The following is a 14,207-nucleotide window of genomic DNA, read 5'->3' as shown; positions in this document are numbered from 1 at the left end:
GAAGTTGTGACATGCAAACGATCAAACCCAAGCGCCCGGTCGGCGCATACGTGCTCGTGGCCGGCCTGGTCTGCGCGCTCGTCATCGCCATGCTGGTAGTGCGCGGCGGGCCAGGGGCCACGGTTCAGGCCGGGGCTGCCCCAGTGGCGGCCGAAGTAGACGTTGCCATGGCGCTGTCGCAGTCGGTAACCGACTGGCAGAGCTACACCGGACGCCTTGAGGCGGTCGAGAAGGTGGTGATTCGGCCGCTGGTCTCCGGAACGATTGTGGCGGTGCACTTCAAGGATGGCGCTGTGGTCAAGCAAGGCGACCTGCTGTTTGAAATTGACCCGCGGCCTTATGCCGCCGCCGTCGACCAGGCTCAGGCCAGCCTCGCCGCAGCGAAGTCACGCGGCCTTTATACCGCCACCGACCTGGGGCGCGCGCAACGGCTGATCAGCTTCAACGCCATCGCCATGCGCGACGTGGACGAGAAACAAAACGCCGCCAGCGAAGCCGTGGCCAATGTGCGGCATGCCCAGGCGGTGCTTGACGATGCCCGTCTGAACCTGGCGCACACACGCATCAGTGCGCCGGTCAGCGGGCGTATGTCACAGGCTTTGGTGACGGCTGGCAATATCGTCAGCGCCGGAGAGAACGCCGCGCCCTTGAGTACGCTGGTTTCGCTGTCGCCGATCTATGCCGCGTTCGATGTCGACGAGCCAACCTTCCTGCGCTACCTCAACCACGACCTGTCGAAAGCCGATGACGTGCCGGTGATGCTGGGGCTGTCCAATGAAACGGATTATTCGCGCGGCGGCAAGTTGGCCTCGCTGGATAACCAGCTCGATCTGCAGTCGGCGACGTTGCGCGTGCGTGCCAGCTTCGACAACGCCGACGGCCTGTTGAGGCCGGGTATGCTGGCGCGCATCAAGCTCGGTGGCGGGCCTGCGCGGCCTGCGGTGCTGATCAATGACAATGCTGTCGGTACTGATCAGGACAAGAAGTTCGTGCTGGTGGTGACCGAGCATGATCAGGTCGAATACCGGCGCGTTAGCCCCGGCAACCTGGTCGGCGCCTTGCGCATCATCGACGCCGGCCTGGCACCCGGCGAGCGCGTGGTGATCAACGGCCTGCACCGGGCCAGGCCCGGCGACACGGTCAGACCGTTACTCGAACAGCGGGCGGATGCGGGGACAAGCCCATGAGCTTTTCACGTTTCTTCATCGACCGACCTGTTTTTGCCGGTGCCTTGTCGACCCTGATTCTATTGGCCGGAATCGTCTCGCTGTTCCGCCTGCCGGTCTCGGAGTACCCGGACGTCGTGCCGCCGCTGATTGTGGTCAATGCGCAATATCCGGGCGCCAACCCGGCTGTGGTCGCGCAGACTGTGGCGGCGCCGCTGGAAGAACAGATCAACGGGGTCGAGGGCATGCTGTACATGCAGTCCCAGGCCAACAGCGACGGCAACCTGACCCTCAGTGTCACGTTCAAGGTCGGCACCGACCCGGACAAGGCCCAGCAGTTGGTGCAGAACCGGGTGTCTCAAGCCCTGCCACGGTTGCCGGAGGATGTGCGGCGCCTGGGCGTGGTGACGATGAAGTCATCGTCGACCCAGACACTGGCGATCCATCTGGTCTCGCCCGACGATCAGTACAATGCCACCTACCTGCGCAATTACGGCATCCTCAACATCAAGAATCAGCTGGAGCGTATTCCCGGGGTCGGCGAGGTGCGGATCTGGGGCGGCGGTGATTATGCGATGCGCATCTGGCTGGACCCGGAAAAAGTCGCGCAACGCGGCTTGAGCGCCAGCGATGTGGTGGCCGCCATTCGTGAGCAGAACGTGCAGGTCGCCGCCGGCGTGATCGGTGGTCAGCCCATGCGCACCAGCGTGGCTCAGCAGTTGTCGGTCAACACCCAAGGCCGATTGAAATCGGAACAGGAGTTCGGCGACATCATCCTCAAGAGTTCGGACGCTGGCGCCGTGACCTTCTTGCGTGATGTGGCCCGCGTGGAACTGGCGGCCTCCGATTACGGCCTGCGCTCGCTGGTGGATGGCAAGCCAGCGGTGGGTTTCGGCATCTTTCAGATGGCAGGTGGCAATGCGCTGGCGATCTCCGATCAGGCGCGGGCAATCATGCAGGAGGCCAGGCAGGACATGCCCGGCGGGGTCGATTACACGATTGTCTTCGACCCGACCCGGTTCGTGCGCTCGAGCATTGTCGCGGTGATCCACACGCTGCTCGAATCGACGCTGTTGGTGGTGCTGGTGGTGATTCTGTTCCTGCAGACCTGGCGCGCCTCGATCATTCCGCTGCTGGCAATGCCGGTGTCGATTATCGGCACACTGTCTTTGATGCTGGCCTGTGGCTTTTCAATCAACGCCTTGTCGCTGTTCGGCATGGTGCTGGCCATTGGTATCGTCGTCGATGATGCCATCGTGGTGGTGGAAAACGTCGAGCGTAACATCGCCCTCGGGGCAAGCCCGAAGGCGGCGACGTACAAGGCGATGGACGAAGTCAGCAAGCCGATCATCGCCATCACCCTGACCCTCGCCAGTGTGTTCGTGCCGCTGGCGTTCATGCCCGGGTTGACGGGGCAGTTCTACCAGCAGTTCGCGCTGACCATCGCCATCTCGACCATCCTCTCGGCGTTCAACTCCCTGACCTTGTCGCCGGCGTTGTGTGCGTTGCTGCTCAAACCCCACGACGCCCCGAAGGATCGCCTGAGCCGGATTCTGGATCGGGTGCTGGGGCCACTGTTCAACGGCTTCAACCGACTCTCGGCACGAGGCGAGCACGCTTACGGCAGCAAGCTGCGCCGGGTCATCCAGCGCAAAGGCATGACGCTGGGGCTGTATGCGGTGTTGCTGGGTTTCACGGCCTGGCTCGGCAATGCGCTGCCCGGCGGGTTTGTCCCGGCCCAGGATAAAGAGTTTCTCGTCGGCCTGGCTCAGTTGCCCAGCGGGGCCTCGCTGGATCGCACCGAGCAGGTCATCCAGCGCATGAACGACATTGCGCTCAAGCAACCGGGCGTGGCGCACACCCTGGAATTCCCGGGAATGTCGGTCAACGGCCTGATGAACTCGTCGAGTGCGGGCATCATCTTTGTGATTCTCGAGCCCTTTGCCAGTCGACCGGGTGCGCAGATGAGTGCGACCAATATCGCCGCTGCGCTGAACCAGCAGTTTGCCGGCATCAAGGAGGCCTTTACCGGCGTGTTCCCGCCACCACCGGTATTGGGGCTCGGCACCCTCGGCGGGTTCAAGTTGCAGTTCGAGGACCGTGGCGCGTTGGGTTTCGAAGCGCTCAACGACGCCGTGCGCGCTTTTCTCAAAGAAGCGGCGCAGGCACCCGAACTGGCGGCGAGCTTTTCCAGCTATCAGATCGATGTGCCGCAGCTGAAGGTTGATCTCGACCGGATCAAGGCCAAGCAGTCGAAGGTGGCCATGACCGATGTCTTCGACACGTTGCAGATTTACCTGGGCTCGCTCTACGTCAATGATTTCAACCTGCTGGGCCGGGTGTATCAGGTGCGGGTGCAGGCCGACGCGCCTTTTCGCGCCCACGCCGATGACATCGCGCAACTGAAGACGCGTAACGCCGACGGCAGCATGGTGCCGCTCGCCAGCCTGGTGCAGGTCAAACCCACCTATGGGCCCGAGATGGTGGTGCGCTACAACGGTTACACCGCCGCCGACCTCAACGGCGGCCCGGCGCCGGGGTATTCGTCGGGCCAGGCTCAGGCGGCGGTGGAGCGCATCGCCGCGGCCACCCTGCCCAAAGGCATCAAGTTCGAATGGACCGAGTTGACCTACCAACAGATCATTTCCGGCGATTCCACCCTGTGGATCCTGCTGATCTGCATCCTGCTGGTGTATCTGGTGCTGGCTGCCCTGTACGAAAGCCTGCTGTTGCCAGTGGCCATCCTGCTGATTGTGCCGATGGGCATCATGTCCGCGTTGCTCGGGGTCTGGCTCACCGGGGGCGACAACAACATCTTTACCCAGATCGGCCTCATGGTGCTGGTGGGGCTGGCGAGCAAGAACGCGATTCTGATCGTCGAGTTCGCCCGTGAGCTGGAACACCAGGGCCGGAGCATTGTGCAGGCGGCCATCGAGGCCAGCCAGTTGCGCCTGCGCCCGATCCTGATGACGTCTATCGCTTTCATCATGGGCGTGGTGCCGCTGGTGCTGTCCACCGGTGCCGGCGCGGAAATGCGCTACGCCATGGGCATAGCCGTGTTCTTCGGCATGCTGGGAGTCACTCTGTTCGGGCTGTTGCTCACCCCGGTGTTTTATGTCGCGCTGCGGCTGCTCGCGACGCGAGGTGAACGTGCGCGAACGCCCGGATTCCTGCCCGGCGTTGCGGACACATCTGTCCGTTAAGAGCGGAACGACAGCCTGTTTTTTCACACGTCGCGTTCGCTCTACAGTGACCGGCAATCGCTACATTCAAGGAGGCAGAACATGACCCGCGTCGTACGATTCAATCAATATGGTGGCCCTGAAGTCCTCACGATCGATGACATCGATGTATCTGAGCCGGGGGGTGGAGAAGTCACTATCGCCGTCAAGGCCATCGGGCTCAACCGCGCGGAGGCGATGTTTCGCGCTGGCCAGTACCTTGAGGAGGCAGCGTTCCCGTCGCGCCTGGGTTATGAGGCGGCGGGCATTGTCGAGTCGGTGGGCGCCAACGTCGATCTGTTCGCTCCGGGCGATATCGTCAGCCTGATTCCCCCCAGCTCCATCGCAACGTGGGGCACTTATGCCGAACTGGCCGTGGTGCCAGCCGCGATGCTGGTCAAGCATCCGAGCAACCTGTCGTTTGTCGAAGCTGCGGCCGTCTGGATGCAGTACGTCACGGCCTGGGGCGCGTTGGTGCATGTTGCGCAGTTGCAGGCAGGCGAGTTCGTTCTGATCACGGCGGCGTCCAGCAGCGTCGGGTTGGCAGCGATTCAGATCGCCAACCAGGTGGGCGCCATCCCGATTGCCGTCAGCCGTACCCGGACCAAATGCGCACAATTGCTGGAGGCGGGCGCAGCCTATGCCGTGGCCAGCGAAGATGAGGATTTCGTTCAGCAGATCGAGAAGATCACAGAGGGCGTCGGCACACGGGTGATTTTCGATCCGGTTGGCGGCCCGTTCCTGGAGCGCCTGGTGGAGGTCGCCTCGGTCGGTGGCATCGTGCTGGTATACGGGGCGCTCAGCCCGGAACCCGCGCCGTTCCCGCTGTTCAAGGTGCTCGGCAAAAGCCTGACGCTGCGTGGTTACCTGCTGCATGAAATCAGCTCGCGGCCCGCATTGCTGGAGGCTGCCAAGGCCTATGTGGTTGCAGGTCTCGAAGCGGGTACATTGCGGCCGGTCATTGCCAGGACCTTCCCCTTCGAGCAAATCGTCGAGGCGCACCGTTACCTGGAAGCGGGCGATCAGTTTGGCAAAGTGGTCGTCACCGTAGGGGCCGACACATGAAGCTATTCCATCCCATCTACTTCCTGGCGCTGGGTCTGTTCGGGGTGTACACCATCGAGTTTGGCGTGGTCGGCATCCTGCCGGTGATCATCGAACGCTTTTCCATCACTGCGTCCCAGGCGGGCTTGCTGGTGGGCTTGTTTGCGCTGGTCATCGCGGTGTTCGGGCCAGTCATGGTGCTGCTGCTGTCGCGCTTCAACCGCAAAAAAATGCTGACCCTGGCGTTGTTCATTTTTGCCGTTACCAGCGTGTTGTCGGCGTATGCGCCGAGCTTCGAATCACTGATGGCATTGCGGATCATCCCGGCATTGTTTCACCCGGTGTACTTCTCCCTGGCGTTTGTCGCGGCCATCTCGCTGTACCCGCCGCAGGAGTCCACGCGCGCGGCGTCCAAGGCATTTATCGGCACCAGTATGGGCATGGTGCTGGGCGTGCCGTTGACCACGTTGATTGCGGCGCAGTTCTCTTATGAAACTTCGTTTCTGTTCTGCGCGGCGGTCAACTGCATCGCCGGCCTGGGGATCATCGCCAGGCTGCCGGACGCGCCCGATAAAACCCGGATATCGTACGGCGAGCAGCTGGCGATTTTGCGTAAGTTTCCGCTCTGGCTGAACATCACCGCCGCCACGCTGATCTTTGCTGCGATGTTTTCCGTGTACAGCTACTCGGCCGAGTACCTGGCCAAAGAAGCGGGCATGAGTGCGCAAATGATCAGCATCCTGCTGGTGATCTTCGGTATCGGCGGCGTCGCGGGCAACCTCTACGCCGGCAAGCTGATCGGGCAGAACATGGTCAGGACCACGATCCTGCACCCGATTCTGCTGGCCTGCGCCTACGGGTTGCTGTTCATGTTCGCCGGGCCGTCACTCATGACGATGATCGTGATTGTGGTGGTCTGGGGCGCGACGCATACCAGTGGCCTGATCGTCACGCAGATCTGGCTGACCTCCGAAGCACCGGAAGCGCCGGAGTTCGCCACGGGCATCTATATCTCGTTTATCAACCTGGGCGTCACGATCGGCTCGACCACCGGCGGCTGGTTTCTCGCGCGCATGGGGTTGCAGGGCACGCTTTACAGTGGCTTGCTGTTTGCCGCGCTGGCCTTACTGGTGATCGTGGTCAAAGTGCTGTTTTTCAGTGTTGATTCGCCGAAGGCAAGTGCGCAAACGGCAACGGACTAACTGACTGTGATTTATTCAGCCTGCAAGTAGTGATGCCAGGTATATACACGGTGAATTTTTTAACTGTGTTGCGCGATTAGAGGGAGTTTACAAGCGGGTGCTGAAACTTCAGTATCTTTTGTAATAACAAAAACAACAACGTTACCGCTCCCTTTGAGCATGCCGACGCAGACCACACGGTTTCCATGTATCCCATCCAGCGAGCACTGGCCTGTTCAGGTCAGCGCTTCCAGCACTTCACACCTTGAGTACCGCCTGAGCGGTTACTTGCGAGCTATGCATGCGTGATGCACAGACGGTGTGTCACGCCCTTTGATCAAGGAATGAGAAGATGACTTCAAACCACCTGGTTAAACCCAAGTCCAACCCGATGCGCAGCAGCCCCAATAAAATCAAGCTGGGCGTGTTCGCTTTGAACATCGAAGGCGGGTGCACCCTGACCACCGTTCCCGAACGGCTGCAGGCCAGCGATTGGAGCGGTAACCTGGAAGTGGCAAAAAAAGCCGATCAGGCGGGCCTTGAATTACTGCTTCCGGTAGGCCGCTGGCGCGGTTGGGGCGGAGCGAGCGACCCGATGGGCGTGTCGTTCGAAACCTACACCTGGGCGGCGGGGCTGGCATCGGTGACCGAGCAGATTGCCTTGTTCACCACCTCGCACCTGTCCACCGTGCACCCCTTGTTCGCCGCCAAACAGGCCGCGACCATCGATCATATCAGCGGTGGCCGCTTTGGCCTGAACATGATCTGCGGCTGGTACGGCAAGGAAATGGGCATGTTCAACGGCGGCGTGCAGCTGGCGCATGACCGTCGCTACGACCACGCCGATGAATGGCTGAACATCGCACGCCAGGCGTGGAGCGCCCCCGGCAATTTTGATTTCAAGGGCGACTTTTTCGACATCGCCCAGGGCTTCGCCCAGCCCAAACCGCTCAACCAGCCATTCCTGATGAACGCCGGCGGCTCCGAGCGCGGCCGCCGATTTTGCGCCGAACATTGCGACGCGGCATTCCTGATCCTCAAGCACGAAGATGGCGACGACACCATCCGCGCGCAGATCAAGGCTTATCGTGACCTGGCGAGGCTGGAATATGGTCGTGAAATCCAGATCTGGGTGTATTCCTACGTGGTGCAAAAAGACAGCCTGGAAGAAGCCGAGCGCTACCTCGACTACTACGCCAACCAGCACGGCGATGACGTCGCGCTGGATAACGTCACCTCGGAAATCGGCATCCAGAGCGGCATGTTCGCCAACACCGAAGACGCCGAACGCTTCCGCTTTCACTTCAAGGCCGGCTTCGCAGGCGTCCCGCTGGTGGGCACTGCCGAAATGATCGCCGAACAATTCCAGCGTTACAGCGACCTGGGTATAGATGGCATCTGTTTGACCTGGCTGGACTATAAGAGTGGGCTGGATGAGTTTCTGGAAGATGTGTTGCCGCGGATGGAAAGTGCGGGGTTGCGTCAGCCTTATCACGACGGACGGTTGTTGATGGGGGCGGTGGCTTGAGGTTGGGGACATGAGATTGATGTGTAGGGTTTAAGAAAGACGCCTCAGGGCGTCTTTGTCTATTATTTGATGGGGCGAAGCGGGGAGTAGCCTGACTGACTCTAAACAGTGGAATGACCTGACCGTTTTCGGCACAAATGTTCCATACCCCAGGCCCGCGCCATCCGTGGAAAACCCAGCCGTATAATACGGCTTGAACGAAGCGCATGATGGCGTCACTGATTGAGGGGGCGTTAAGTTTCTGAGGTGTTGGACACCACCTTCCCCTCAAAAGCAATGCACTTGCGGCCGCTCCGTTTGGCGAGATACAAGTTTTCATCTGCGTTTTTCAAAATTTCGTTGCCAGTTGCTGCCGTTGCCAAGTTGGTCATGCCTGCACTGCAAGAATAGTGAAACCCAGCAGTGTCATCTTTCTGGGCGCAAAGCAATAAATAGTTTAATGCAACTATCGCATCTGTGGCTGCGGCCGCTGAAAATACCAAGCCAAATTCTTCCCCGCCCAAACGACCAAAGCTGACTACGTCTCTTGTGGTTTTGATTATTTGGACAAAACTTATAAGTACCTTATCGCCAGCGTCGTGACCATGCTGATCGTTGATGGCTTTAAAGTTATCCAGGTCTAGCATTGCGAACCACAGGGACGTCCTGTCTTTTGAGGCCAGGGAGTCATCCAGACTGGTGATCAGCGCCCGTCGATTTGGTGCCAGGGTCAGAGGGTCGGTCTCGGAAAGCTTTTGAAATGTGTCTCTTGCGAGCATTGTCTGCACAGCCAGGTTCAGGAAGGTTACGCTCAGGCACCCGCCTAGCAGTGTTGAACTCACCAGGAAAATAAAAAACAGGGGTAAGTGACCGTCATTTATGGGGGCCAGATTTATATCCCACATGATGAGCCAGATAAGAATGACCGCAGCAATGTAATCAGTGAATTTAACGAAGAATACACTTATGCCGGTTACAAATAGAGAGGTGACTATCATACCCCACATCGCCTGTTGATCATCCATGCGTTGAATCTCTACTTTGAATAAAATAGTAAGCGAAACAACATATATTATGCAAAAAAAAACGCCATGCGACGATGTTTCTCGTGCTGGAAACAATGAGCGTAGATAAAAAATTGAAAAGCAGTACGCAATAGATATATAAATCTAACGATTGATCAATGAATGGGTTCAGATACCAGCTTGCAGTCCAACTGAGTGTGCCAATAAGTTGGGAGATTATTAATGGTGTCAGGATGGAATCTTTAATGCTTTTCTTTTGCGGCATGATCTGGTTTCCAAGTGTCTGCCATTCATAGGACTGAAGGATGGTCAAAACTCAGCAAAACAGGGTTGATGTCTTATTGCTACTATACGCTGGCATCAGGAAATAAGGATGGCCGTTGGTCCAGTCGTGGGGTTGCTTCGGCGGGATTCCAAGCATCCGGACTTAGCCAGTAGCGGAATTGGATTTATTGGAATAAGGGAGAGGGCATGACGCAAGGTTGCTTGCGTAAGGGCATGAGGCTGCCATTTTGCTGTCATTTGCCAATCAGAGTGACCGTCAGTTGGTGGAGCTTAGGTTCGTGACAACGCTTGTACCGTTCACCGCTGCCGCACGCACACAGGGCGTTTCGGTTGGCGCTGTTCCTGATGGCGCCAAGTATGAATTCTTTGGCCTGAGCGGAACGTGTATAAAGATTCGCTTCCTGTCCTTCAGGCGATTTCCATACTGCGTGAAACTCGGCCTCAGTAAATACTTCCGGCCAATCCCATATCAGCCACCCATAGACAACTTCACCGCCTTCCTTTTCGATCTTTGATGCGACATTATCGAAGCACTCAGCTATCCGGCTGAACGATTCAGGCTTAACGCTTAGTAATAGTGGCTGATCTGATGATATTCTTTTGCAGAAATCTCGAATCCGTTGTTGAAGCCCGACGGGCGCGACTGTATTCATCACTACACCTATTGTAGATTTTTTTCGATATTGTCGTCCTTACCATCGGGTGTCCACATCTGAACTGCTCTTTCCCCTGCGATCATATCTGCGGCCGGCATCCATCGCCCGTACACCCTCGCAATCATTTTTCAGTCGCTATGCCCCATCTGCTTTGCCACCCACATCGGATGCTCGCCAGCAGACAGCATCATCGAGGCATAGGTATGGCGAGTCTGATACGGACGGCGGTAACTAACTCCCGCCTTCTTCATTTATTTCCGGTTCGCCTAAGGCGCAAACTTCGCTGCCCTGGGCGACTCGGGAACGTCTGCGCTCGCCGTACCTGACGCCCCAATGCATGAACGTGAATGACCTGACCGTTTTCGGCACAAATCTTCCATACCTTGCGTTACCGGAATGAAACTTGCGTCCATTGGGTCGTGTGACCTTGAAGCGAGTAAGGGCAAGGCTGATGAATAACAATAATGTGGCAATAAACACTGTCTCGAATGAGGCTGCACCACTGCCTCACCTACAGCGATTTCAAACCTGCGACATCGACGAGCACGGTCGTAATCTTAGTGGATGGCAGGTTCGTTACGATCAAGTCACGCCCGGTGGCTTTGCAGGCGAGTTGACGGAGTTTCGTTCGGACTGGCTGCAGCTGGTCCGCGACCGCTCTAATCAGGCCTTGATCAAGAGCGGCATGGCCTGGAAGGGCGCGATTGTTTTTGCGTTGCCCTTGAGTGCCAACGGCCCGGCATTCTGCGCCGGGCATACGCTTCAGGAGCCCAGCCTGATCGTCGCGCACGGCGAGAATCTTCCAGAATTGAGTACCCCGCTGCAACCGGATGCACTGGGCGTGGCGATTGAAGAGGGTGCTTTGGCTCATGCGCTGGAACGCCAGGGCAGTCGTTTTGAAATTACCGATCTACCCAAGTGTTACCGTTTGGCCGATCCGACCGTCCGCACGAGGTTCACTGCGCTGTTCGATCACCTGTTGAATGGCGAGCAGGCGTGCCTGCAGAAGCTTGAGTACGAGTCAATCCGGCGTGGCATTCGGGATGCCGTGATGTTGCAGGTGCTGGAACTGGTGGCGCCTGATCAGGCACCGCCGCTCAATCCCACGGCGCGCAAGAGAATGGTGGATCGGGCACGCGATTATGCCTTGGCGCATCTGGACGAACCGCTGTCGATCCTCGATGTGTGCAACCACATCGGCACCAGTCGCCGCAAACTTCAGTACTGTTTTCAGGAGACGCTGGGCATCAATCCTGTGGCCTTTCTGCGCACGTTGCGCCTCAATGCAGCGAGGCGCGAGTTGCGTGAAAGCAGCCGGGTCGAACTGGTGCAGACGGTCGCGGCGCGCTGGGGGTTCTGGCACCTGAGCCGTTTTTCCAGTGACTACCGGACGCTGTTCGGAGAAACACCGTCGCAGACTTTACAGCGCACACATCTTTGCTGAAAACGGATAACGGCACAAAGCATGACCCAATAGCATAGCCCCACCACCTTTGTGGTCAGGGGCATGCGATGACTCATAACAATAATTCCAAGATCAGACGCTTCACCTTCTTGACGCTCGGCCTGATGAGCCTGGGTACTACGGTTCAGGCCACTGAAAATGGCGCACCCACCACGTCTTTCGGTGTTCACGATTTCGGTGCCGGCATGCTGCCTGCGTCGACTCCGGTCGGTACGCTGGGAATGCGCGTGGCGTTCTATTCGGCCAATGTGCAGAAAGACCGCCACGGTCGCTCACTGGGCAACAACTTCTCGCTGGACGTTCTGTCCATCGGCGTTGCGTACTTCCGCATGACCGACTACAGGATGCTGGGCGCGCGTTACGGCTACAGCGTGGCGGTGCCGTTCTTCCAGATGGATGGCTCTTTTCGGGTCCAGACGCCTGGCGGCCCGCTGGACCTGAAGGCGGATCCGTTCAGGATGGCCGACATTTCAGTGTCGCCACTCATACTGCAATGGGACCTTTCGCCCAACCTGTTCGTGAACGCGCGGATGCAGATTCAGGCACCTACCGGCGACTACGAAAAGAATCGTGTGTTCTCGCCGGGGTTGAATCACTGGACGTTTTCTCCCACCGTCAACGCGACTTACATCACCGACAGCGGCTTTGAGGTGTCCAGCAGCTTTCAGACCGACGTCAACACCCGCAACCCTGCGACCGACTACAAGAGCGGCGTCGAATACCGTCACGAATTTGCCGTGGGCCAGCACGCAGGCCCTTTCACGCTGGGGCTGGGCGGGTTCTATTACCGGCAATTCTCCGATGACGATGCGCCTGGGCTGGAAACGGGCAACCGCGCCCGAGTGGTCGCAGCCGGCCCCGCGATCAGCTACTTCACGCCTGGCATGCCAGCGGCGTGGTTTCACCTCTACAAGGAATTCGGCGCGCGCAACCGCTCCGAGGGTTACACCGTGGCGTTGCGGGTAGGCCACAGTTTTTAGAGCGGTTGCGAGACAGACGGTCTTTTTTCAGTTATCAGGAACCTTCATATGAAAGACATTCAGAACTTGTTGAACGATGAAGACGCGACCGGCCTGGCCGAATGGGTCCGGCGCGGCGAGGTCCTGCCGATCGATTTGTTGGAGGCGGTGATTCAGCGCATCGAGCACGTCGAACCGCAACTCAACGCCGTTGCCGAGCGACTGTACGACTCGGCCCGCAGCGCGGCGCTGGACGCTGCAAAAAGCCAAGGCGTTTTCGCGGGCGTACCGACGCTCATCAAAGACCTGTTTACCCCGGTCCACGGCGCACGGATGAGCAATGGCTCCTTGGCCATGGGCGAGTTTCGTGCCCCTTTTGAAGCTGAAGTGGTCAGCCGCCTGAGGCGTGCCGGTTGCGTGCTTGCCGGGACCACCACTGCACCGGAATTCGGCACGTCGTATTCCACCGAGTCCACACGCTTCGGCGCGACCCGCAACCCGTGGAACCTCGAGTACAGCGCCGGAGGTTCAAGCGGCGGAGCTGCCGCACTCGTCGCAGCGCGGGTAGTGCCCTTCGCCCACGGCAACGATGGCGGTGGCTCATTGAGAGTGCCGGCGTCCTGCTGCGGCGTATTCGGCTTCAAACCCAGCCGTGGCCTGATGCCGTCCGGCCCGATGGTCGGCGAGGGCTGGGCCGGCTTGAGCACCGCGCACGCCATCACCCTGACCGTACGCGACAGCGCAGCCCTGCTCGACGCCACGGCCGGCATGGACCTTGGCGCGCCTTACGCAGGCCCGGTTCAGAGTCAGTCTTACGCCAGCGCCGCCCAACGCGACCCCGGCACCCTGCGCATCGCGCTCATCGAACAATCAGGCACCTGGCCAACCTCGCCGGAAAGCCTGGCCGCCGTACGCGAGGCCGCACAATTGTGCGAGTCACTCGGGCATCGCATCGAACCGGTCAGCCTGCCAATCGTCTTGCCGGAATTCCTCGACCACGTCTTCACCATCATCGGCGCCAACACCCGCAACCACGTCGACATGCTGGGACGCATGCGCGGTTTTGACGTGCAGGACGCCGAACTGGAAGCCCGCACACGCATCATCCTGCGCGACAAAGGCAGCGTCAGCGGCGCGCAATACACCGCCGCCGTCGAATGGATACACGCCCTGGGCCGCCAACTGGCGACGTTCATGCAGGATTACGACGTGATTCTCTCGCCAGTACTGACACGCGAGCCAGCGCGCATTGGCGAGCTCGTGGTGCTGGACATGAGCCTGAGCCTTGAGGACATGATCGAGCGCTCGCATCGGTATTCGCCCTTTGCAGCGCTGTTTAACGCCAGTGGCCAACCGGCTATGTCGGTGCCGTTGGTTTGGAGTGCTGCGGGGCTGCCGATGGGGGCGCATTTTGCTGGGCGGTTTGGGGAGGAAGGGGTGCTGTTGGGGTTGGCTGGGCAGTTGGAGCGGGCGAGGCCTTGGCGGGGGCGGGTTCCGGGGGTTAGTGGGTTTGGGGGGTGAGGTGGGGTTGGTTATTGCTATGGCACACGCTCTGTGGAGGCCTGAAGTTTGAGTGTGTGGGATAGGCATTGATCTATGGCGGCTCTCCGTCGTTGCGTTCGTTCAAGTGTGCTAACGGCGTTAGATCAATCAAGTACAAAAAAGACGCCGTGGCAGGGGGACTGTCAGATTTTTTGT

The 14,207-nt window shown here is 59.1% G+C and carries 10 protein-coding genes and 1 pseudogene; 8 read left to right on the top strand and 3 right to left on the bottom strand.

Annotation, left to right across the window (positions count from 1 at the left end; genetic code table 11):
- Nucleotides 1–11 precede the first annotated feature (11 nt).
- The 5 genes from ABJ99_RS24965 to ABJ99_RS24945 all read left to right on the top strand — a co-directional run bounded on the left by ABJ99_RS24965 (nt 12) and on the right by ABJ99_RS24945 (nt 8,140).
- On the top strand, nt 12–1,187 hold the full coding sequence (locus ABJ99_RS24965; protein WP_174518447.1) for an efflux RND transporter periplasmic adaptor subunit: 1,176 nt from the start codon (nt 12–14) through the stop codon (nt 1,185–1,187).
- Nucleotides 1,184–4,369 (top strand): efflux RND transporter permease subunit, encoded by a 3,186-nt coding sequence (locus ABJ99_RS24960; RefSeq protein ID WP_054088075.1) that lies wholly within the window; start codon nt 1,184–1,186, stop codon nt 4,367–4,369. Before ABJ99_RS24965 ends, ABJ99_RS24960 begins: the two co-directional genes overlap by 4 nt.
- A gap of 81 nt (nt 4,370–4,450) precedes the next feature.
- Entirely contained in the window at nt 4,451–5,452 is a 1,002-nt protein-coding gene (locus ABJ99_RS24955) for a zinc-dependent alcohol dehydrogenase family protein (RefSeq protein WP_054088074.1), read from the top strand.
- Nucleotides 5,449–6,633, top strand: a complete 1,185-nt coding sequence (locus ABJ99_RS24950) for an MFS transporter (RefSeq protein WP_054088073.1) — start codon at nt 5,449–5,451, stop codon at nt 6,631–6,633. Before ABJ99_RS24955 ends, ABJ99_RS24950 begins: the two co-directional genes overlap by 4 nt.
- Before the next feature lie 331 nt (nt 6,634–6,964).
- The gene (locus ABJ99_RS24945) at nt 6,965–8,140 is read left to right on the top strand and encodes an LLM class flavin-dependent oxidoreductase (protein WP_054088072.1); all 1,176 of its coding nucleotides are present in this window, start codon (nt 6,965–6,967) and stop codon (nt 8,138–8,140) included.
- A gap of 233 nt (nt 8,141–8,373) precedes the next feature.
- Here the strand turns inward: ABJ99_RS24945 and ABJ99_RS24940 are convergent, their stop codons facing one another.
- The 3 genes and pseudogenes from ABJ99_RS24940 to ABJ99_RS29415 form a co-directional block, all read right to left on the bottom strand.
- Nucleotides 8,374–9,144, bottom strand: coding sequence for a GGDEF domain-containing protein (locus ABJ99_RS24940; protein WP_230081088.1), 771 nt, complete (start codon nt 9,142–9,144; stop codon nt 8,374–8,376).
- Nucleotides 9,145–9,662: 518 nt separating this feature from the next.
- Nucleotides 9,663–10,082: an SEC-C metal-binding domain-containing protein gene (locus ABJ99_RS27855; RefSeq protein ID WP_147461888.1), complete on the bottom strand. Its 420-nt coding sequence runs from the start codon at nt 10,080–10,082 to the stop codon at nt 9,663–9,665.
- An 8-nt stretch (nt 10,083–10,090) separates the two neighbouring features.
- Nucleotides 10,091–10,336 (bottom strand): annotated as a pseudogene (locus ABJ99_RS29415) (site-specific integrase); the annotation flags it as partial.
- A gap of 200 nt (nt 10,337–10,536) precedes the next feature.
- Between ABJ99_RS29415 and ABJ99_RS24930 the strand changes: the two are divergent.
- The 3 genes from ABJ99_RS24930 to ABJ99_RS24920 all read left to right on the top strand — a co-directional run bounded on the left by ABJ99_RS24930 (nt 10,537) and on the right by ABJ99_RS24920 (nt 14,030).
- Entirely contained in the window at nt 10,537–11,529 is a 993-nt protein-coding gene (locus ABJ99_RS24930; RefSeq protein WP_054088070.1) for a helix-turn-helix domain-containing protein, read from the top strand.
- A gap of 68 nt (nt 11,530–11,597) precedes the next feature.
- The gene (locus ABJ99_RS24925; RefSeq protein WP_054088069.1) at nt 11,598–12,530 is read left to right on the top strand and encodes a SphA family protein; all 933 of its coding nucleotides are present in this window, start codon (nt 11,598–11,600) and stop codon (nt 12,528–12,530) included.
- Between the two features lie 48 nt (nt 12,531–12,578).
- Nucleotides 12,579–14,030, top strand: coding sequence for an amidase (locus ABJ99_RS24920; RefSeq protein ID WP_054088068.1), 1,452 nt, complete (start codon nt 12,579–12,581; stop codon nt 14,028–14,030).
- Nucleotides 14,031–14,207 lie beyond the last annotated feature (177 nt).

It is taken from the genome of Pseudomonas syringae pv. cilantro, assembly GCF_001293775.1.
Taxonomy (GTDB): Bacteria; Pseudomonadota; Gammaproteobacteria; order Pseudomonadales; family Pseudomonadaceae; genus Aquipseudomonas; species Aquipseudomonas syringae_P.
Note: the sequence above shows the minus strand (reverse complement) of the source record. Positions and strands in the feature narration are given on the sequence as shown.

Bases quoted from the DNA above. Each gene is read 5' to 3' on its own strand.
- ABJ99_RS24965 (WP_174518447.1), top strand. From the start codon at position 12: ATGCAAACGATCAAACCCAAGCGCCCGGTCGGCGCATACGTGCTCGTG.
- ABJ99_RS24930 (WP_054088070.1), top strand. From the start codon at position 10,537: ATGAATAACAATAATGTGGCAATAAACACTGTCTCGAATGAGGCTGCA.
- ABJ99_RS24960 (WP_054088075.1), top strand. From the start codon at position 1,184: ATGAGCTTTTCACGTTTCTTCATCGACCGACCTGTTTTTGCCGGTGCC.
- ABJ99_RS24920 (WP_054088068.1), top strand. From the start codon at position 12,579: ATGAAAGACATTCAGAACTTGTTGAACGATGAAGACGCGACCGGCCTG.
- ABJ99_RS24925 (WP_054088069.1), top strand. From the start codon at position 11,598: ATGACTCATAACAATAATTCCAAGATCAGACGCTTCACCTTCTTGACG.
- ABJ99_RS24955 (WP_054088074.1), top strand. From the start codon at position 4,451: ATGACCCGCGTCGTACGATTCAATCAATATGGTGGCCCTGAAGTCCTC.
- ABJ99_RS27855 (WP_147461888.1), bottom strand. From the start codon at position 10,082: ATGAATACAGTCGCGCCCGTCGGGCTTCAACAACGGATTCGAGATTTC.
- ABJ99_RS24950 (WP_054088073.1), top strand. From the start codon at position 5,449: ATGAAGCTATTCCATCCCATCTACTTCCTGGCGCTGGGTCTGTTCGGG.
- ABJ99_RS24945 (WP_054088072.1), top strand. From the start codon at position 6,965: ATGACTTCAAACCACCTGGTTAAACCCAAGTCCAACCCGATGCGCAGC.
- ABJ99_RS24940 (WP_230081088.1), bottom strand. From the start codon at position 9,144: ATGGATGATCAACAGGCGATGTGGGGTATGATAGTCACCTCTCTATTT.